This window comes from Nonomuraea sp. NPDC049421 (assembly GCF_040677005.1).
GTDB lineage: Bacteria > Actinomycetota > Actinomycetes > Streptosporangiales > Streptosporangiaceae > Nonomuraea > Nonomuraea salmonea.
This window is the reverse complement of record NZ_JBFAQA010000057.1, coordinates 1-18,929: the sequence shown is the minus strand read 5'-3', so window position 1 is coordinate 18,929 and position 18,929 is coordinate 1. Positions and strand designations below refer to the sequence as shown.

Here is an 18,929-nt window from a genome sequence, read left to right as displayed (position 1 = left end):
ATCGGCTGCGACCGATCCCCGCCTTATGTTGTAGCGTCTCCAGCGGTCTATCCAAGAACGGCACAGGGACGAAACTGCGCCATCGGTGGCCGGGCCAACCGGCACAGGTGCTTGGCCCTGATCATCTTCGACTGCTATGCCGCTGGCCGAGAAGCACACCGACCCCGACGGCAAGGGCTGCTGCCATCCCGCCCACGACGATGTCTTTGGGCCCCAGGCTGCCCTTCGGTTTTCGCGGACGTTCCGGGAGTGCTTCGCCCGCCTGGACAGCCTTCTGATACTCCTCCTCGACGAGTTCGTCGAACTGTCGGTCACGATGAGTGCGCTCGCTGGCCTGGTACCAAGTGCGGTTGAACTCCCAATGCTCTCGTGCGATCTGGGACGTGAACCTGCCGGCCATGATCAGACGTAGCTCGGCTGCAGTCGTCTCCTTGAGCGCGTAGAACGACCGCAAGAGCGCGAGCTGAAGATTGGCGTATCCCCACATCCGCATCACCTCGGCCGACTCGTGCGAACCGTCCCACCGAGTACCGCCCACCTGCATGAGCGTCGGGTCGTCGATCGTGAAACGCATCATCTCGACATGGAGCATCCGTACGGCGGTTTCTGACGAGATCCGCGCTGTGCGGGCTTGAAAGGCGACCGAGCCAGCCAGCATCAACAGCGATACTGCGGTCAACAGTGCGACGGCGGAGCCGTAGGCGTCACCCACGTCGGCGAGTGAGGCCCAATCGACACCCGTCAAATCAGCGACTTGCCCGAGTGCGAACGGCGACGCCAGGAGCACCGACAGGGCTACGAGTGCAGCCAGCGCCATACCGGTCCATTTAGCGACAGCCCTCACTAGGTCCGCCTCCCCGAAGAGTGCCCGTCCTCGGTTACATCAACAGCTGCCAAGGTCCCATTACAGGTGCGGCGCGTGATGGGCTACCCGTAGCCGCTGATTACGCGGGGGAACGTGGCGGACCTCAACCACCCGGACGGGCGTAACCAACAAGGTCTCGTCGGGTTGTGTAGTGGCTGATGCGGACGGTTGCGCCAGTGCGTGGGGCTTCGATCATGCGATCTCCGTCGATGACGAGGCCAACATGCCCGGGGCGGCCCGGGGCTCCGTCCGAGCCCTGGAAGAACACGAGATCGCCGGGAGCGCGGTGGTCGGGCGGGACATGGGGGATGGCCAGCCACTGATCCTCAGCGGTACGCGGCAGGGCGACTCCTGCTTGGTGCCAGGCATAACGGACGAGGGCAGAGCAGTCGAAGCCCATCACCCTCGCGCCCAGCCCGATCCCCGTGGTCGGGCCGTTGAGGTCGCCTCCTCCGTAGGAGTACGGGGTGCCGAGCCAGTTGGACGCCGCCGCCACGGCAGTCGCGCCGCGTTCCGAACCGCTGAGTAGAAGGGGCGGGCAGGAGGTGGCGTAGGAGTCGGCGATGCGCAGGATCTTGGTGACGTAGGCGGGGTCGTGGTTGTAGCGCAGGAGGGCCTGGTCGAGGTGGGTCGGTGCGCCGCTGTGGCGGAGGTAGTGGGCTGCGGCGGGGATGGCGTCGGCGGGGTCGTAGATGTTGCGGGTGCCGTCCGCGTTGCCGTCCATGCCGAAGGCTTGCCAGGTGCCCGGCATGAACTGCATCGGTCCTGCTGCTCCGGCTTGGTTGGTGCCGGTGGTGACGCCGGGTCCGGTGCTTCGGCCGTGGTCGGACTCGGCCTTGCCGACCGCTGCCAGGACGGTCCAGGGGATGCCGTTGCGGGCGGCGGTCTGCTGGTAGAGGTCGAGGTACTGGGGCGGGATGTCGGCCGGTGCGGACGTATCGCAGGAGGCGCTCGGAACGTTGCTACCTGGTAGAACAGCGGCGATGACGCTGACGAGGACGGCGATCAGGGCGAGCGCCCCGATCGCCGCGCCAATGATGACCGGCATTACGCGGGAACGTCCGTGCGCCCCCATGCGTCCCGTAGGGCGATCAGGCGGCGGCGGGGGCCGGTTGATCCGGCTGGTAGCCACACCGGCCCGGCGGGCCCGTCGGGGGCCGTGGCGGGCGTGTGGACGGCGGTGGCCACGGGGACGTCAGGGGCCATCAGGAACTTGCGGAAGTTGGCCTCGCGGGTCGGGTTCGGGAGCCAGAAGAGTACGGGCGTGCTGATGCCGGTTGCTTCGGCGAGGGCGGCGTACCCGTCGAGTTTGGCTAGGACGCGGGACAGGGGCTCGGTGCCGGTGTCGTGTTCCAGGAAGAAGTCGATGGTGTCCGGCTGGCCGGTGGGGGAGGGCTCGGTCCAGCGGCCGAAGGCATCCGGTCGGGCGAGGTCGCCCCAGAGTGCGGTGCATCGGCGTTCGGGCCACCATTCGGCGACTTCACATCCATCAGCTCGGCGGCGGGCCGTGGCGTGGAGCTGGGCGAAGAACTCGTTCACGCCTACCTGGTGCGTAAGACGGGATGAGAAGGCGATCGCGCCGGCCGCGTCGGGGCGGTAGCGGAGTTCGGCGGGTGAGATGCCGCGCTGGGCAGCCAGGTGGTGGGCACCGGTGGGGCCGAGTATCCAGTGCCAGGGGCGGCTGCCAATAGGGGCCCAGGGGCGGAAGCGGTCCAGGGCACGTAGTTCGTACAGGTCCAGGAGGCGGTGGCGGGCGCGGTGGATGCTCGGGAAGAAGATGGCGGTGAGCTGGTCGGTGGTGAGGACGCGGTGTTCCCAGACGGCGTCGAGGATCTCGGCGTCTCGTGGGGTGAGGCGTTCAGCAAGGCCGGTGATGAGGGCTTGGCCGGCACGGGCGCGCGGGTGCCGGGAAGAGAGCAGACGACGGGGTGAGTTCGGCCGGGTCATATAGCGCCCTCCTCGTGGGCTCGGCGTGGATCGGTAGGGAGGCGGAGCTTCGGCTTGCTGGCCGTGGTGGTCTCGGGACGGGTGAAGGCCGCTCGGGAGGCGGCTCGGACGGCTTCCTGGCGGCCGGGGATCGGATCGGGGAGTGGACGGGTGCGGAAGGTGAACGCCGGCGACGGGCCTCCTGCGCCGGTCATGATCCGCCCGGCCGCCTGGTACGCGCCCAGGTGGGACAGGTCGTGTGCGGTGAGTACGGGGCCGACGTGGCGAGCAAGGTCGTGAGCGTCTTCCGGTGAGGCGGTGAAGTAGACCTTGTTGCGTGCGTCGGCGGAGACGGCTTCGCGGAGGTCCTTGGGAAGCTGAGACAGATGCTGGTGGGCGAGCGTCAGCGAGAAGCGATAGGCGCGTGCCTCGGCGAGGAGGTCGCTGACGGAGATGGGCATGTTGAGGAAGTTCTGGGCCTCGTCGATGTAGGCGGCGGCATCCTGGCGTTCGTGTTCGGGCAGGCGTACGCGAGGAGTGATGGCCTGCCAGGTGTGGGCGAGGAGCAGCGAGCCGAAGAGGCGCGCGGCGTCCTCGCCGAGGACGCCCTTGGGCAGTCGGGCGAGGATGAGGCCACCGGTGTCCAGGGTGCGGGCCAGGTCGAACGTGGAGGCCCCGCCGGACAGGGCGTCCCGGACGAACGGGCGCAGGAGAACGGCGCGGAGCTTGTTCATGACGGGGCTGATCACCGAGGCGCGGGCGGCGGGTGACAGTTCGTCGTACGCGGACCAGAAGCCGCGCAGCAGCTCGTCGTCGAGCTTGCCGACGATCCGGGCACGGAACGGGGTGTCGGTGAGGAGCTTCGGCACGTCGGCGAGGGTCGCGCGGTTGCGCTGAGTCCGTACGAGGGTGAGGCAGGCCGAGCGCATGAGGTCGTCCAGCCGCGGACCCCAGGACGAGGCGAAGCAGCGGTGGAAGATGCTGACGATCGAATCGACCGCGAACGCCGGATCCGGTCCGGCGAGGACGTTGAAGCAGGGCGGATTGCCGGGCTCGGCCGGATCGAAGAGGACCGTCCGGTTGATGGCGCGTTCGGGCAGGCGGTCGAGTACGTCGTCGATCAGGTCGCCCTTGGGGTCGATGACCAGGGCGCCTCGGCCGGCGTGGGCGTCGGACAGGATGAGGTTGGCCAGGAAGGTGGACTTGCCGACACCGGTCTGTCCGAGGACGTGAAGGTGCTGACGGGCCGAAGCCACCGTGACCCCCACCGGGCGCGGGTGGCCGGTCTCGGCGTCACCCAGGACACGAACGTCCTTTCCGTACGTGGGGACGTCGGACGCGGGCGGGACAGGCCGCGCTCCGGCGCGGGTGACGCCCGGAGCGGCCTGGTCGTAGGGCAGGTGGGCCAGCGCGGCCAGCTCATCGACGGCCAAGAGGTAGCCGGAGTTCATGCGGCGTTTCGACATGCGCCCGGGGAGGTCGAGGCCCCGCAGGCGGCGCAAGTACTGGTGACCGGAGGCGAAGAGCGCGAAGGTAGCGGCGATCTCGTGGGCACGACCACGGAGCCGGTCCGAGGCGTCAGGCCGGTCACTCGTCACGGCGTATGAGATCTGGACAGAGAAGCGCGGCTGATTCGCCTCGGCGAGGATGGCCCGGATCTCTTCGGCACGCTCGGGGAACAACCGCGACAGCTCACCGGGCCGGCTGTGATGCAGGCCGCCCGGAGTGATGACGTCGAACAGGTCGGCCCGAAGGCTGCTGGACCTGCCGTTCCGCAGCGCCGAGGCAGCGCGGTGCGCGGCTGACAGCCGCCGCCCGGTCACCGGGCGGACCAGAACCTGGACGGCGGCGTGCTCGCCCTGGCGCAACCCCGAGAGCGCACCGAGGAGCGCGCGCAGCGGATCGTTGCGGTGCGCGGTCATGAGCGGGTAGTGGTCGGGCCGAGCCAGAACCATCCGCCCTCGGGAAACGACAGCACCGCGCGACCGGAGAGCTTCAGCCGGACGAGTGGTAACGGCCGCCCCCGGCCAGGCCGACCGGATCGCCTTCTCGACCAGCCCAGGCGGCACGACCCCCGGCACCCACACCTGCACCCGGACCCCGGCCGCATCAGCCACGTACTCCCAGGCCAGATGAGGCTGACCGAACAGGACCCGCTTCCAGCACGGCGCGGTCAGCCCCATCACCTGCGCCCACCAGGCAGCCGCGCTCCCGGCCTCGACCTGCGGCGGAACCGCGATCTCGACCAGCCGAGCGTTACGGCCGAAGCGCGCGTTGCGCCACCGCCAGAGGACGGCCTCGGCCACGCTGAGACCGGCGGTACCACCGATGACGGCTCCCCAGAGCCCTGGATCGGCGATCATTCGGCCGGGTCCGTGGTGGCGAGCGCGTGCTCGGACGTACTGGCGACGGCGACGAAAGCGGCGCGATCTCCGACGCCTCCGCACACCAGTCCCTCGCCCTGGCTGGCCGACAGCAGGAAGAGCCGTTCTCCTTCGGTGAGGTCGAAGGCTTCGGCGATCTCGTCGATGGCCTGCGGTGCCTGCCGCAGCAGGACCTGCGTACTGGCGTTGGAGACGACAGCCTTCCCGAGGTCAGAGCCGAGCAGATCGGCGGCGTCCTGGGTGACGACGGCGAGCCCGGCCCAGTGCTTGCGGGCGGACTTGGCCAGCCGGTAGAGGAACCTTGCGCCCTCGTTCTCGCGCATCAGCGTCCATGCCTCGTCGACCACGACCAGGCGCCGGCGCCGGTCGGCGGGGTTGGACACGCGCCGCCAGATCGCGTCGAGCGCCAGGAGCATCCCGACCGGCCGGGTCTCCTCGGGCAGGTCCCGCAGCGAGAACACGATTAGGTGACCGTCGGGCCGCGTTGTGGTCGGACCGGCGAACAGGCTCCGGTAGGACCCGGACACGTACGGCGCGAGCCGAGCGGCCAGTTCGCGCGCCTCCGGCGCGTCGGTGGCGTCCAGCATCGTCACCAGGTCGGCGAGCAGCGGCGCGGGACGCTTCCACGTGCGCCGATCCGAGGTGATGCCCTGAGCCGCGTAAGTGGCGATCACCGCCTTGTCCAGGACGGCCTTCGTCCCAGAAGTGAGCGGTTCGCCGAGCATGGTCGCGACCAGCGTCTGGAAGAACATCGCGCGCCGGTCGAGTGCATCTTCGTCAGCGGAGGCGGGCAGGTCGAACGGGTTGAAGCACACCCCTGGCGTCCCGAGCCCGAGGACGGTCCCTCCGACCGCATCCGAGAGGCGGCGGTACTCGTCCTCGGGATCGACCACGCACACCTCGACCTGGTGAAACAGCAGCCGCAACACCTCCAGCTTGGTGAAGTACGACTTGCCCGCCCCCGACCTGGCGATCGTCACGGAGTTGTAGTTGTCATGAGCGAACCGATCCCACAACACGACGCCGGAGGAGTACGCGTTCAGCCCAAACAACACCGGCGTCTCACCGAGCCGAGGCCGCAGATCCGGCGAGGCGAACGGGAACGCCGCCGCGAGCGCCGAGGTGTCGAAGGTCCGGCGGGTCTTCAGCGTGTCCGTGCCGAGCGGAAGCGTGGCCGTCCATCCCTGCATCGCCCGGAACGTCGTCGGCTGCGCGTCCAGCAGCAGCGACGCCGCCAGTGCCTTGACGTGCTGCACCTCCGCCTCCAGCTCCTCGGCGTCCGCGGCGTGCACGGTGAGATAGAGGCCGACCCGGAATAGCCGGCCATGCCCTCTGGCAAGGGACGCGGCCAGCTCAGCGGCGTCGTCGGCGGCGGCCTCGGCCGCGAAGTCCGGCATCCGGGCGCTTGCGGAGGCGGACTCCAGGCGGGCGAGCTGGCGTCGCAGGCGCTGGGCGGCGATCAGCGGCGGAATCGGCTCGATGTGCAGAGACACATCGAGGTGCCCTGGATAACCGGTGAGCGGTTCGAGCCAGCCCGCGCCGACCTCCCGTGGATACCCGGCGATCGCGAACGACGCGCACACGCCGTCCGAGAACTCGACCGAACGAGCGTTGACCTTCAAGGACGACGGGCCGGGCAGGGCAGCGGCGGTACGGGCCAGCTCCTCGTCGCCGCCGGCAGGCCGGGTGAATCTCATCGAGCCCCCTCTCCAAGCGTGATCGGCTCATCAGGATGGGCGGCCCCGACCGGTTCGGGACGGCGCGGCGACAGCGACCGTACGAGCAGATCGCGAGCCTCCTCAGCGCCCACGACAACGGCCTGAACACCGAGACCGAGCAGAGAACGTACGGTCTCCTCGGCGCGACGCATCACGATGGACGCCGAGCTGTCCCGCCGAGCCGCACGCCGGGACCTCCGCGTGAACCCAGGCGGCTGCTCGGTGTCCTGGTGACGAACGACGACCAGAACATCTCGGGTCAGCAGGTCCCGAGTGGCGCCCAGCTCACCGAGGAACTCGGCATGCTGGCGGGCCGCCTGCTCAAGCGCGGGATCGGCCAGCCGCCCTGCTGCACCCTCGATTACGTCGGCGAGGTCGGACAGATCAACCGGCCGCGCCTGTAGAAGGATCTGCACAGGCGCATCGAGCGAGTTCAACCACCCGGCGAACACCCCGACCAGCGCCGCCTGCTCCTCGCCCGTCCGCAACCCGAACGCCACAGTCCCAGCACGGACGACAGCAACGGTCCCGCCTTCCGCGAGCTCCATGACGCCGTCCTCGCGGATCGCCCGGACCGGGAGCCGCAACGCACCTGGAAGACGGCCCCGGACCCGGCACCAGGCCGGCGGCGGGAGGACTCCTTCCTCGGTGGTGACCAGCTTGCGGTCCCGCCGCAGATGGCCGAAGGCATGGAGAGCGAGCCGGTCGAGGCTGAGCCCATCCCGCCTGCCAAGTGCCAGCGCGCATCCGCAGGCGATCAACGGCAGGAGGATCGCGACGAGCACCGGGAGAGGCAGCCGGTTGCCGGCTATGAGGTACACCCAGGCAGCCAGCACCCCGGTTCCGCCCAGGATCGCGACCTGCCGGACCGTCAGGTTCGCGAAGAGCTTGTCCGGCATCTCGACATCGGCTGGGATCTTCGCGACCAGCCGTTCTTTACTTGCGTGGCGCACGACGTGCCGCCCTTCTGGGGAGACGAGGCATCTGGAGCCGCAACGCGACCTGTGACGGGCGCGGCGGTGAACGACGGGGCTCAGAAGGCACGGCCCCATTGGGCGGCCGGTCGCGCCGGACAACAGGTCGGGGACGCGGCGTCGGCTGCGGACGACCGGCGGGCTGCCCTCTATCGATGGGCGCTGGTGGGGATGAACGGTGAACCTGCGCATCCCCACCGCCCGGACGCCGTTTGTCGGCGGTCGTCCCCGGTGGACGACGCGGATGGCGCGGCATGCCCGGACGCGGCCCGCCCGCGTTCGGCCCCGATCCACCGCTCGGACCTCCGCCAGGAGGGCCGCTGGGCCAGCCCTTGCCGCCCGGCGAGGTGGGCGGCTTCGGCGGCTTGGGCCGGCGCGCGGCGCGGGCGGCATTGAGCCCCTTGCCGAGGAGCATGTTCAGCCCGCGATAGACGATCAGTGACTTCACCAGCCGTGAAAGGGCCCGAGGCTTGCTCGCTTGCCAAATGGTTCGCGCGACCCAGCCAGGGATCTTGAGCAGGACGAACAGCAGGCATATGGCCATGAGCAAGTCGGTCATGTCCGCTGTACTCGGAATCCAGAACGAGTCGTCGTCGGCCGGATTGGCGGAGAACAGCAGTTGCAGCGCCGTGACGAGCACGAGCGACTGGCACATCTGAATCGCCAGGAGCCCGGCGAACGCCCGCCACCACAGCCGAGCGATCCCTTCGGTGACGGGCAGCGCATGCAGGACCAACGCGAGCGGGGCCGCCACGATCACGACCATGGTGAGCGCGATCCGAACGATGTAGGTGAACAGCACACCGACCGCCAGGACGATCACCACGAGCGCTACGAAGGCGAAGAACACGCCCTTGAGCACGATGCCCGCGAGAACCGCCTTCTTGATCGCGTCGAACACGAGCTTCGGATCGATCCGTTCGGCCCCATCGACCAGGAACGCCTGGCTCAGCCCGTTCGCCAGAGTGATCGCGTACTTGATGGCGATCAGGCTCAGGTTCGCGGCCAGGAACGCCCACACAAGCCGAGGCAGCAGCTCCCGCGCCGAGGTCCCGCCCGGCAGCGCCTGCCCGACCATGAGCATCACGCCCGCGACCGTCACCAGCAGCACGAAGCAGGTGTTCGCGATCGTCCGCGACAGCTCCCACAACTGCTTGGCCCGCGCCATCTCGGGAGAATCCAGCTCCGGCGTCGCCAGTACGGTCGAGCCGAGAGACTCGAACACCGGCTTGGTCGCCGACTCCACAAGATGCGTGAACCACTCGTCCATCGCCAGCCGCGTCTTGCACGCCACATCGATGAACCCGCAGTCCAGCTCCGGCTCTGCCGGCGACGAGCTGGGCGCGGCAGAAGGGGTAGGAGTCGGTACGGGCGTCGCAGGCGCGGCACGGGCGACCCCGCTGAGCAGCGCCGAGACGAGCGCCGTCGCACCGACCGCCAGCAGAGCGAACAACCCGAACGCTCTGAGGCGGGCCAAGGCCGCCACCTCAGGCCCCCACGATCCGCTGCAGAATCCCCACCAGGACCGGAGCGAGCATCGCCACCCCGAACCCGAGCGCCCCGTACCGCAACGTCTTCTTGGCGGCCTCGACCTCCCCAGGGTCACCGCCGGCCAGGATGTACCGGACGCCGCCGATGGTGAAGAACAGCGTGGCCAGGCCGACCAGCAGCCCGATCACCACGTTGCGCAGGTTGGTGATGACCTGGTCGAGCGAGGCCGAGGCCAGCCTGGTCATCGCCTCGGCGACACCGGGTACGGTCAGCGCGGCCACCAGGCAACCGGCGGTCCAGAGCGCTGAAGCGGCGGCACGCCGGGCCCAGCTCGTACCTGCTGGCACCCGGACAACGAACAACGGACAAGGCCGAAACGGCTTCATGACATGGCTCCCCGAGACGTAAGGGTCTTGAGCTGGGTCGCCAGCCGTGATCACGGGCCCGAGGCGGGCCGGGATGGGTGTCCTCCTTCAAAGGACGAGGGACGATGGGCTCGATGGGAACGGGCAACCGCCCCCCAGTACTCCGCCCCGAGCCGTGATCACGGCTGACATGGATGAACCACCGATTCAGCAGGCGAGATTGGACGCCGGCCCGTCACAGCTGACCGAGACTTGACCCTCTTCGATCGCCCGCGCCAGCCGCGCCTCGGCCGCCCGCCGCCGCTTGTACAGCCGATCGGCCGGCACCCCGAGCCGCCCCGCGTACGCCCGCAACGCCTGCCCCTCCAGACGCGTCGCGTTGATCAGCTTCGCCTCATCCGAGCTGATGACCCGACACCGCACGGCTTCCGCGAGCACCATGAACGGCTCGCCGTCGAGAGCCACAGGCTCCGGCACATCGGCACAGATCTCGACGGACGAGCACTCCCGCGCCCGTACCCGCAGAGCGCCCTTCTTCGCCCACAGCAGCAGCCGAGGCAGAATGTTCGGCCGATCGAGATCGATCCGACGAAGCTGCGCGACGAAGTACGTCACCATCTCCGAGACGATGTCCTCAGCCACGTGCGTCGGGCACCCCTGCGTGGTCCGCGCGGCCAGATTCTTCAGCCCCGGCATCGCCACCCCGACGCACCCGATCACCCACGCGGGGCCGTCGCACCGCGAGCGCCGCACGAGATGCGCCCACACGGCGTCCTTGAGTTCATCGGTGGCATGCGGCGTGAGCAGCAGCGTCTTCAGCTCGCCGAGATCGATCGGACGTTGAGGCACTCCATGCCCGATGGAGTGGCCTTCTACTGAGAGCGGACTCGGACCAGTGATCAGGAGCTTGAACGCTCTGTCCGCCGCGCTCAGCGCGTTCTCACTGAAGCTCGTCGTGGTGTCCTGCAAATCGATGGCCATGATGTCTCCCCGTGAGGCCGAGCTGGATTGGTCGATCCAGGTCTTGGCCATCGAGTGGGAGAAACCCGGGGCGCTGATGGCAACTGCGCGAACACCGCGAACCGCCGCAGCCGCTGCCATCGGCTTGCTGACCAGGAGGAAGAGGAGGGCCTGAACTCCGACTCCAGAGGTTCGCCAAGCCACCTAAACGGCCTCTAACCTGCGAAGATGTCCTTCCGCGGGCGGGCTGGCAAAGCTCCAGCAAGCAACTGTGGTGACCTGCTGCGCTTCTCATCGAACGTCCGCACCTCTACTCCAGCGCCATGATGTTGTCACCAGACGCACGGTTACCTTCGGATGGTGGTCGGCTTCGGCGACACTCGAAGCATGGAGTCGACTGGCAACCAGTACGCCTTCGTGATCCAGACGAGAGACAAGCACGACAAGGTCTGGTCATGGGTCATGGATTATGGGCCCGCCGACGACAAGGTGGTAGGGCGTGGGGTAGTTGATGACGCTGAAGAAAGCCCGCACAGTTTCGGTCGAGCGACCTTCGACGCATACTTGGATCGCCTGATCGCCACCGCACCAGAAGCCGTCGACTACTACCTTTATGACGATGAGTACGACACCGAGTGGCGCATTCTAGTGTGGGACGTTCCCGCTACTGGCTACAGCCGGTACAGCACCGTGCCTCCGCCTGGTGACCGTGTCCGTCTCGGATATGCGCTGGCCATGGTCGCCGAGAACATCGAACCTCATGCAAAGAGCATCTGGCCTGCCCATGTGGTGCGCAGACGGCTCCATGGCAAACGGATAGATCAGTGGATGGACAGCGAGACCGCCGCCGGAGAAGGTAGCTACCCCTGAGGTTGTCAATGGTCAGGGGCGACTCGATGGCGTCTAGACGTTGAAACCGATGTGGGACCAGCATCGCCGTGGATAACCCGCCGAAGCGGTACTCGCCAGCCTGGGCAGGTCCAGTTCCAATAACCACTGATCAACCGGTGTTTCAGTCCATGGGAACGGGTGGCCGCCAAGGGTCACCGTAGATGAGTAAGAACGACAGACCGCAGTCGAAGCGGTCACGGGCGACCGAGAGACGGCTGGTGCCGCTCTCAGTGTGGTTGTGTTCCGACGCTGGAGTTGGGGCGCCCAGGGCGAAGGACCAGCCGCCCGTTGCCGAGGCGGTATGTGAGCGGCATCGTCAGGCAGTCGGGCGGGAGCTGGCGCGGCATCTGATCGGTGCCTGCACTCGTCCGGGCTCAGTCGTCGCGGACGTTTTCACGACGAGTGAGACGGTCCTCGTCGCGGCGGCGGAGATGGGGCGGCTGGGCATCGGGCTTGCTCCGCGGCTGCCGGTCGCACAGCACCTTGCCAGTCGGCTGCGGCAGGATCTCGCGGCACATCAGCGGTCCGCTGTAAGGCTGCGTCCGCATGGGCCGCATGCGCTCCGAGAGGCGCTGCTCGGCCTCGAAGGTCAAGTTGAGCTGCTGATTGCGGCTCTTCCCCCATACCCGGAAGTCGGACGGGTGATCGACTCGATGGAGCGCTCTTGTCCCACGTGCCGGGCGGAGCAGCCAGGGCCCGGGGTGACGCACCTGGATCGTTTCCTGGCTGATGCGCGGCATGTTCTAGCGCCGGACGGCCACTTGGCGGTGATCACGACTGCTCGGTATGAGCACGGCAGGCTGGTGGACCAGGCACCGGGCATCATCCAGCGAGCGGCACGGGCCGGACTCACCTACCTTCAGCACGTCATCGCATTGCGAGTTCCGATCAAAGGCGATGTGCTCGTCGTTCAGCCTGACCCGGCGGTGCTGGCGCAGCTTCGCCAGGTCCAGTCAGCGGAGTTGCCGCCGGTGGTGTCGGTGCACGCTGACGTGTGTCTGTTCGCTCGTGCCGGCGGAGGTGCGCGATGAACGAGCACGTGCTGCCGTCGGTGCTGGCCACGGGGCAGTTGCAGGCGAAGATGCAGCGGCGCGGTCGGTACGTTCCAGAGTCGATGAGGCATCCGGGCAAGATGCTCCCGGCGATCGCTTCGCAAGTCATCTCCGCGTTCACCGAGCCGGGGGAGCTGGTCCTCGATCCGATGTGCGGGATTGGAACCACCCTGGTAGAGGCGGTACACCTGGGACGGCACGCCGCGGGGATGGAGTACGAGGCGGACTTCGCCGGTCTCACCGCGGCCAACGTTCAGCATGCACGTTCTCACGGCGCTGAGGGATTCGCTCGGGTGGCCTGCGGAGATGCGCGGAACATCGCAATGGTGTTCGGGGATCTACGGGGCATTGCAGCCCTGGTGCTGACGTCTCCGCCGTACGGCATGAGGACCCACGGCCACGTCCGCTGCGGGAGCCGGGAAGGCGGCGGGCCGGTGCAGAAGTCGAACCACCGGTACTCCACCGACAAGGGCAATCTCGCCTACCAACGGCTGCCCCAGCTGATGGAGGGCTTCGGACAGATCCTCGCCGGGTGCATGGAACTACTCAAATCCGGTGGAGTCATCGCAGTCACGATTCGGCCCATTCGGGTCAACGGGCAGCTCGTGGACCTCCCCGGTCAGGTCATCGAGACAGCAGAGGCAGTCGGTCTCGTGCTGACGCACCGTCTGGCCGCATTGCTATGCGGAGTGCGTGAGGGCCGGCTGATCAACCGGGCGTCGTTCTTCCAAATGCTGGAAGCGTGGAAGAGCCAGGAAAAAGGGCGGCCAGTATGTGCTGCGGCTCACGAGGACCTTCTAATCTTCCGTGCGTCATAAGCTCGTGCTCGCTCAAGTCATAGGCGGCTAACGCCCTGGCAGCCATTCCGAGAGTGGATTTCCGGCGCGATGACCAGGAGGCCGCCAATCCAACCGACTTGACGCGAGGTCCAAAGGCGAGGGTGCATGTCACGTGCCCAATAGCCCGAGACACCCGCTATTCCTAGCGGCCCCGTAAACACCGTCAAACGTTGGGCGTGCCCAGCACCGAACGGAGGGGGTGACGTTCACTGCCCAATAAAGCCACCAGTCCCCGACCCATAGTCGACGGCAGCAAGCAATGCGGAACCGACGTACTAAAGGCCCCAGCCTGGCCACACATCCGCCAAGACGTTCGCCAGGCCGAGGCCATCCCACCCCAGCTCACTGGAGAGGATGAATTCATCTTGCACCACCTTGCCCGGTCGCGTGCCGTACTCACGGCAGCCGATCACTTCGGCAATCCGGAAACCGGCCTTTGCTCTGCACAGAGCATGTGCGCGACTTCCGTCAGCATCCATCACCCCTCGGGGGCTGAGCCAGCGACGACACCGCCTTCTGCCAGAGAGACCGTCTTCGGCGGCAGCACGGCCGCGTGGCCCAGTGGCCTTCGCCAGGTTGATCGCGCTCATACGTCCCCTACGACCAGGGGCGGTAGCCGATGAGCAGGAAAGACGAACTGCTGACGGTCACGCAGGTCCTGGAGGAACTGGGAGGCGTCTCCCGCCGCACCTTCTACCGCTGGCGCCAGCTCGGCAGGGCACCGGTGTGCATCCAGCTTCCCAACCTCGAGCTCCGCGTCTGGCGAAGCGACCTCAACGCCTGGATCGAGTCACGGCGGGAAGCGGCATGAGAACGACCTACGACGTGAAACTCGGCGGGATCCAACACCGTACCGACCGGGACACGCCCGCCTACATAGCCCGGTGGCGCATCGCCGGCAAGGAGAAATCCAAAAGCTTCCGCAGCAAGGGGCTGGCCACCGCCTTCATGTCCGACATGCGACAAGCGGTCAAGGTAGGGGAGGAGTTCGACGTCGCGACCGGCCTGCCGCTATCGATGCTGCAGCCCGAGTCCACCGGTCCCTCGTTCCTGGAGTTCGCCCAGTCCTATGTGCTTCGGCGCTGGAACACATCGGCGGCCCGGACACGAGAAACGGACGCGTACGCACTGCTATCGCTGCTCCCCGCTCTGGTGACGGACAACCCTCGCCGTCCCACGCCCGAGGCGCTACGGGAGGCGCTCCGAAATCACGCACTCCTCCCGCCGAACCGGCGCCAGGAACTGACCCCGTCCCAAGCCGCGACCCTGACATGGCTGGAACGCGCCTCCCTGCCTCTGGCAGCTCTAGGAGAGCCGCACATCCTACGCACAGCCTTGGAGGCCATCTCAGTCACCTTCACCGGATCCCCGGCCGGGGCGAACACGGTGCGCCGCAAGCGAGCCGTTCTCCACCACCTGCTCGAGCATGCGGTAGAGCAGAAGGTGTTCGACAGCAACCCGCTGGACGGCATCAAATGGACCGCACCCAAAGCCGTCACAGTCATCGACCCGCGAACGGTGGTCAACCCCGCCCAGGCCAGACAACTCCTCGATGCCATCCCGAAGGTCGGACGCAACCGAGGCTCCCGCCTCAAGGCGCTCTTCGCCTGCATCTACTACGCCGCACTCCGCCCCGAGGAAGCGGCAGACCTGCGGCAAAGGAACTGCACCTTGCCCGAATCCGGCTGGGGCCTAATCGTTCTGGAGAAGGCACGCCCCCAAGGTACGAAACGCTGGACCAACTCCGGCGAGACCCACGAATCCCGAAACCTCAAGCATCGAGCAGACAAGGAGACACGGGAAATCCCGATCCCGCCCGTCCTGGTCGCCATCCTTCGCAAGCACATCGCCGAGTACGGCACGGCAAAGGACGGCAGGATCTTCCACACGGGCAAGGGCGGCACCTACTCCAGCTCGGCGCACAGCTACGTCTGGCAGGAGGCCCGAAAACTCGTCCTCACTCCTGAGCAGATCAGCTCCTCCCTGGCAGGTCGGCCCTACGACCTCCGTCACGCGGCCGTCTCTCTGTGGCTGAACGCAGGGGTGCCCGCTGTCGAGGTCGCAAAGCGAGCTGGCCACAGCGTGGAGGTCCTGCTGCGGGTGTACGCCAAGTGCATGGATGGCCAGCAAGAGCACATCAATTCAAAGATCGCCGATGTGCTGACCGACTGACTCGCTGAAAGCGACTGCGGCCCCAACCAAAGCTGGGGCCGCAGTCGCGCTTTGTGCATGGCCGACGTGGACGGTGCTCCGTTGTGCGGGATGTCCTGGCCGTCCGTTATATCCGTCGCAGGAAAACCGTGTCGACTGTCACATCCTCCACCTGGCGAATTGTGGTGGTGACTCCGATTCCGTACTCCTTGAGCAGGTCACAGAGCTGATCACCGTCGATCAGATCGATGGGTGTGGCCCCATCGCGAGTGGCTTCCTTCTTGGCAGGTTCGGTGAACGTCCCGGTCGTGATCATCAACCCGCGGTCGCCGCGTCCGCTCAAGGCGCCGCGGAACGCCTGCACCTCAGGTGCCCCCACAGCGCCGCGATAGCGCTTGCACTGGAAGAAAACTGGAAAGCTGACCAGCGAGATTCGATACTTGCCCCAGCCGTCGATCCCGCCATCACCGGAGAGCTTGGTGACATGTGTGTTGGAGAAGCCGGCCTCACGTAGGAGCCGCTGCGACAGGCGCTCGAAGGCGTCCGCAGACATCGCGTGCAGGGCCTCACGGAGAACCTCCCGCCAAGCTTCCTGCTCAGCCGGCACAGCGCTGCCGTCTGTCAGTGGCAGCTGATCCTCCTGAGGGGTGATCACCTCCTGCGTTGCCTCGCCCGGCGAAGAGTCCCCCTGCTGATCCTTCTTTCGTACGGACAGCTGATAGTTCTTGTGCAGCTCGTGGATCTCGTCGAGCCGTACCGCACGTCCATACTCCGTGAGGGACCAGATTCGCTTGTTGTTGGCGAGAAGCCCCATACCTTTGAGGTAACTTCTCGCCCAGCCAATCCGCTCCTCCAGGAGACTCCTCGTCCCCTTCTTATTGAGAACCGCCTGCTGCTCTTCTGGGATTCGCCCATTCTCAACGACCTTGGAGCTGACCTCCGCGATCGAACCAGAGCCTCCGAGATCGCGGATGGCCGTGAGGGTAGGCCATAAAAGGTCCTTGTACGTGGGCACTACAGGGTCCGTCACAAAGGGATGATGGCAGAGAGATCCGACAGGTTCCATCGTCGGCGGAGCACTCATATTCTGCCGCGCTACAGATCAGTACAGATTGCGGTGGTACGCCAAGTATTTCGGATCGACGTGGTGACCAGGGATCGTCCGCAAGACACCTTGCTTCTCGCCCGTGAGCCGGTTGATCAGGGTGAGGTCGTCCTTGATGACGATGGCGCCCTGGTCGAAGAGGACATGGTCGTTGGGGCACAAGCACAGGAGGTTGCCGGCCACGTCGTAGCCGTTGTGCGGGGCGCCGAGCGGGCGGATGTGCGCCCCTTCGGCGTACGGGCCGTCTGGGAGGAGCAGTCGGACTCCGCAGATCTGGCAGGTGTGGTCGTGCAAGCTTTTGATCAGCTGTGAAAGTGCGTTGTCCCTGATGATTCGGCTAACCGTGGTCGAGCGGCGCCCCGGCGTACGAACTTCGTCGGGGGATGTGAGCGGCTGCTCGTCGATGTCGGCCAAGCCGACGCGCGTGAGCAGGGCGTTCTGATCATCGTCTGGGAAGTACTTCTGCAAGAGGTGCGCGCTGGCCTGAGCTCGTACCGCCCGATTTGCCGTTACAAGGTCGAACACCCACTCGCGTGGGCCGGAGAGTGGCTGGTTCCGGCTCATCCAGGCCAGGGGAGGACTGCCGCTGGGGCGTGGTGGCTCCGGGTGGTCGGGCATCGACCATAACCCGAAGTGCACGAGCTGAAGGACCGGATATTCAGGGGTGGGTCGGTCGTCCGGTAATCCGAACTCAGTGATGAGGGCACTGATCTCGGCCCGTGTGACGCTCCAGGGCACAAGGCGTTCTGCTCGGTGTGCGGCTCTGCCGAGTGCCCATAGGAGGGTAAGGGGCTGATGGCGCTTGGGGCGGCCCTTCGAGACGGCGGTTTCGAGACCTCTGATCTTCTCCAGGAACGCGGTGGCAGGTGCCGTGTCCTGGCGCGTTTCGACAAGGAACCCGAGGTGCCCAAGGACCCTGCCGACCGTTGCAGCCCCGCCGGAGAAGTGCGACGGAGCAAGCACACGCCCGTCGACTCCTCGGTGCGCGACACCGGCGATCGCCTTGGAGTCGTAGCGGCGCCCGTTGTGAAGGAGGAAGTAGTGGCGCGCCTCACGGTAGCCGTACCGCTCGAGGAAGGCATCGCGACCCAGTCGGTCATACTCCTTGATGGCCGCCAGAACCATCTCGCGATCGAGATCTGATAGTGCCATCGGATCACGATATGTCCAGGGACGGACGGCTCGACTAAGGGGGCGTGTCATGAAAGCCTGCGGATACCTGAGCAGGCTGAACATTGACTCACGCTTCTTGTATGACGTGATCCCTCTCTGTCAGACTGCTGTGGTACATGGGACAGATGAGTCCTTTTGATGTAAAGCAGGGCGAGACAGGACGATCGAGACAGTGACGATGACCCTCGCCGACCAGGCCGCCATGACGGGGCAGGATGGTCGGGTGACCGATGAGCAGCCGGCCCGGCCCAAGCGGCGGACGTTCACCAAGGCCTACAAAGCGCGGATCCTGGCCGCCTTCGACGCGCTACCCGAAGGCAGTCCGGAGCGGGGCGCGCTGCTCCGCAAGGAGCGGCTGTATCACTCCCATATCGTGCACTGGAGAAAGCAAGCAGAGAGCGGAACGCTCCCGACCTCGACCGGCCGGCCGCACAAGAGCGCTGAGGCAGAGGAACTGGCCCGGCTGCGGGCCGAGAACCAGAAACTCAAAGCCGACACCGCGAAACTTGAGTCCCGCAACGAGAAACTGGCCGGCGAACTGGGCAAGACCAAAACCGCGCTGGACATCGCGGGAAAAGCATTCGCGCTGCTTCAGGACATCTCAAGCAGCGCGGACTCCGACACGAACTGAACCGGGTCCTGGACGAGTTTTTCCCGGCCCTGGAAAAGTCGGTCGGCACGGTGAAGGCGTGCGCGGTGTTCGGGAAATCTCGGGCCACGGTCCACCGGCACCGCAATCCGCGCCCGCCGGTGCAGGGACCGCGCCGGCCGTTCCACCACCCGGCCGAACTGTCCGACGCCGAGCGCGAGCAGGTCCTGGCGGTGCTGGACTCGCCGCGCTTCGCCGACAAGTCGCCCGGCCAGGTGTGGGCGATCCTGCTGGACGAGGGCGTCTACCTGTGCTCGCAGGCCACCATGTACCGCCTGCTACGCGAACGCGGGCAAAGCGGCGAACGGCGCGCCCAGGCCGTGCGCCCGCCGACCAGCAAACCCGAGCTGGAGGCCGACCGGCCCAACCGGGTGTGGTCGTGGGAC

General features: G+C 66.9%; 18 protein-coding genes and 2 pseudogenes. 8 read left to right on the top strand and 12 right to left on the bottom strand.

Annotated elements, in window-relative coordinates:
• Nucleotides 1-121 precede the first annotated feature (121 nt).
• The 9 genes from AB0K18_RS49335 to AB0K18_RS49295 form a co-directional block, all read right to left on the bottom strand.
• On the bottom strand, nt 122-817 hold the full coding sequence (locus AB0K18_RS49335; protein WP_364929829.1) for a DUF6082 family protein: 696 nt from the start codon (nt 815-817) through the stop codon (nt 122-124).
• Between the two features lie 151 nt (nt 818-968).
• Nucleotides 969-1,913, bottom strand: coding sequence for a bifunctional lytic transglycosylase/C40 family peptidase (locus AB0K18_RS49330; RefSeq protein ID WP_364929827.1), 945 nt, complete (start codon nt 1,911-1,913; stop codon nt 969-971).
• Nucleotides 1,913-2,812 carry a replication-relaxation family protein gene (locus tag AB0K18_RS49325; protein ID WP_364929824.1) on the bottom strand — a complete coding sequence of 300 codons (900 nt, stop codon included), beginning with the start codon at nt 2,810-2,812 and terminating at the stop codon, nt 1,913-1,915. Before AB0K18_RS49325 ends, AB0K18_RS49330 begins: the two co-directional genes overlap by 1 nt.
• Nucleotides 2,809-5,154 (bottom strand): DUF87 domain-containing protein, encoded by a 2,346-nt coding sequence (locus AB0K18_RS49320; RefSeq protein ID WP_364929821.1) that lies wholly within the window; start codon nt 5,152-5,154, stop codon nt 2,809-2,811. Before AB0K18_RS49320 ends, AB0K18_RS49325 begins: the two co-directional genes overlap by 4 nt.
• Nucleotides 5,151-6,872 (bottom strand): ATP-binding protein, encoded by a 1,722-nt coding sequence (locus AB0K18_RS49315; protein WP_364929818.1) that lies wholly within the window; start codon nt 6,870-6,872, stop codon nt 5,151-5,153. The genes AB0K18_RS49320 and AB0K18_RS49315 overlap by 4 nt, the downstream gene beginning before the upstream one ends.
• Complete coding sequence (locus tag AB0K18_RS49310; RefSeq protein ID WP_364929815.1) at nt 6,869-7,846, bottom strand: PrgI family mobile element protein; 978 nt, start codon at nt 7,844-7,846, stop codon at nt 6,869-6,871. The genes AB0K18_RS49315 and AB0K18_RS49310 overlap by 4 nt, the downstream gene beginning before the upstream one ends.
• The gene (locus tag AB0K18_RS49305; RefSeq protein WP_364929813.1) at nt 7,830-9,344 is read right to left on the bottom strand and encodes a hypothetical protein; all 1,515 of its coding nucleotides are present in this window, start codon (nt 9,342-9,344) and stop codon (nt 7,830-7,832) included. Before AB0K18_RS49305 ends, AB0K18_RS49310 begins: the two co-directional genes overlap by 17 nt.
• 10 nt (nt 9,345-9,354) lie before the next feature.
• Complete coding sequence (locus tag AB0K18_RS49300) at nt 9,355-9,705, bottom strand: pilin (RefSeq protein WP_364929810.1); 351 nt, start codon at nt 9,703-9,705, stop codon at nt 9,355-9,357.
• Nucleotides 9,706-9,930: 225 nt separating this feature from the next.
• Nucleotides 9,931-10,704 (bottom strand): hypothetical protein, encoded by a 774-nt coding sequence (locus AB0K18_RS49295; RefSeq protein ID WP_364929808.1) that lies wholly within the window; start codon nt 10,702-10,704, stop codon nt 9,931-9,933.
• Nucleotides 10,705-11,070: 366 nt separating this feature from the next.
• On the opposite strand from AB0K18_RS49295, the gene AB0K18_RS49290 reads away from it, so the two are divergent.
• Complete coding sequence (locus AB0K18_RS49290) at nt 11,071-11,553, top strand: hypothetical protein (RefSeq protein ID WP_364929805.1); 483 nt, start codon at nt 11,071-11,073, stop codon at nt 11,551-11,553.
• A gap of 182 nt (nt 11,554-11,735) precedes the next feature.
• A pseudogene (locus AB0K18_RS49285) lies at nt 11,736-11,966 on the top strand (hypothetical protein); the annotation flags it as partial.
• Here the strand turns inward: AB0K18_RS49285 and AB0K18_RS49280 are convergent.
• The gene (locus AB0K18_RS49280; RefSeq protein ID WP_364929855.1) at nt 11,949-12,167 is read right to left on the bottom strand and encodes a hypothetical protein; all 219 of its coding nucleotides are present in this window, start codon (nt 12,165-12,167) and stop codon (nt 11,949-11,951) included. The pseudogene AB0K18_RS49285 and the gene AB0K18_RS49280 overlap by 18 nt on opposite strands.
• A gap of 108 nt (nt 12,168-12,275) precedes the next feature.
• Here AB0K18_RS49280 and AB0K18_RS49275 point away from each other — a divergent pair, with 108 nt between their 5' ends.
• From AB0K18_RS49275 to AB0K18_RS49260, 4 genes are all read left to right on the top strand, one after another.
• The gene (locus tag AB0K18_RS49275; protein ID WP_364929852.1) at nt 12,276-12,605 is read left to right on the top strand and encodes a hypothetical protein; all 330 of its coding nucleotides are present in this window, start codon (nt 12,276-12,278) and stop codon (nt 12,603-12,605) included.
• Nucleotides 12,602-13,444, top strand: coding sequence for a DNA methyltransferase (locus AB0K18_RS49270; protein ID WP_364929802.1), 843 nt, complete (start codon nt 12,602-12,604; stop codon nt 13,442-13,444). Before AB0K18_RS49275 ends, AB0K18_RS49270 begins: the two co-directional genes overlap by 4 nt.
• Before the next feature lie 640 nt (nt 13,445-14,084).
• Entirely contained in the window at nt 14,085-14,276 is a 192-nt protein-coding gene (locus tag AB0K18_RS49265; RefSeq protein ID WP_364383536.1) for a helix-turn-helix domain-containing protein, read from the top strand.
• A complete protein-coding gene (locus AB0K18_RS49260) occupies nt 14,273-15,637 on the top strand; it encodes a tyrosine-type recombinase/integrase (protein ID WP_364929798.1) in 1,365 nt (454 codons plus the stop codon). The genes AB0K18_RS49265 and AB0K18_RS49260 overlap by 4 nt, the downstream gene beginning before the upstream one ends.
• Before the next feature lie 106 nt (nt 15,638-15,743).
• Here the strand turns inward: AB0K18_RS49260 and AB0K18_RS49255 are convergent, their stop codons facing one another.
• Entirely contained in the window at nt 15,744-16,646 is a 903-nt protein-coding gene (locus tag AB0K18_RS49255) for a restriction endonuclease (RefSeq protein WP_364929795.1), read from the bottom strand.
• Between the two features lie 72 nt (nt 16,647-16,718).
• The gene (locus tag AB0K18_RS49250) at nt 16,719-17,873 is read right to left on the bottom strand and encodes an HNH endonuclease (protein ID WP_364929793.1); all 1,155 of its coding nucleotides are present in this window, start codon (nt 17,871-17,873) and stop codon (nt 16,719-16,721) included.
• A gap of 193 nt (nt 17,874-18,066) precedes the next feature.
• Here AB0K18_RS49250 and AB0K18_RS49245 point away from each other — a divergent pair, with 193 nt between their 5' ends.
• Nucleotides 18,067-18,525: a hypothetical protein gene (locus AB0K18_RS49245; protein WP_364929790.1), complete on the top strand. Its 459-nt coding sequence runs from the start codon at nt 18,067-18,069 to the stop codon at nt 18,523-18,525.
• Nucleotides 18,526-18,692: 167 nt separating this feature from the next.
• Nucleotides 18,693-18,929, top strand: a pseudogene (locus AB0K18_RS49240) (IS3 family transposase); the annotation flags it as partial.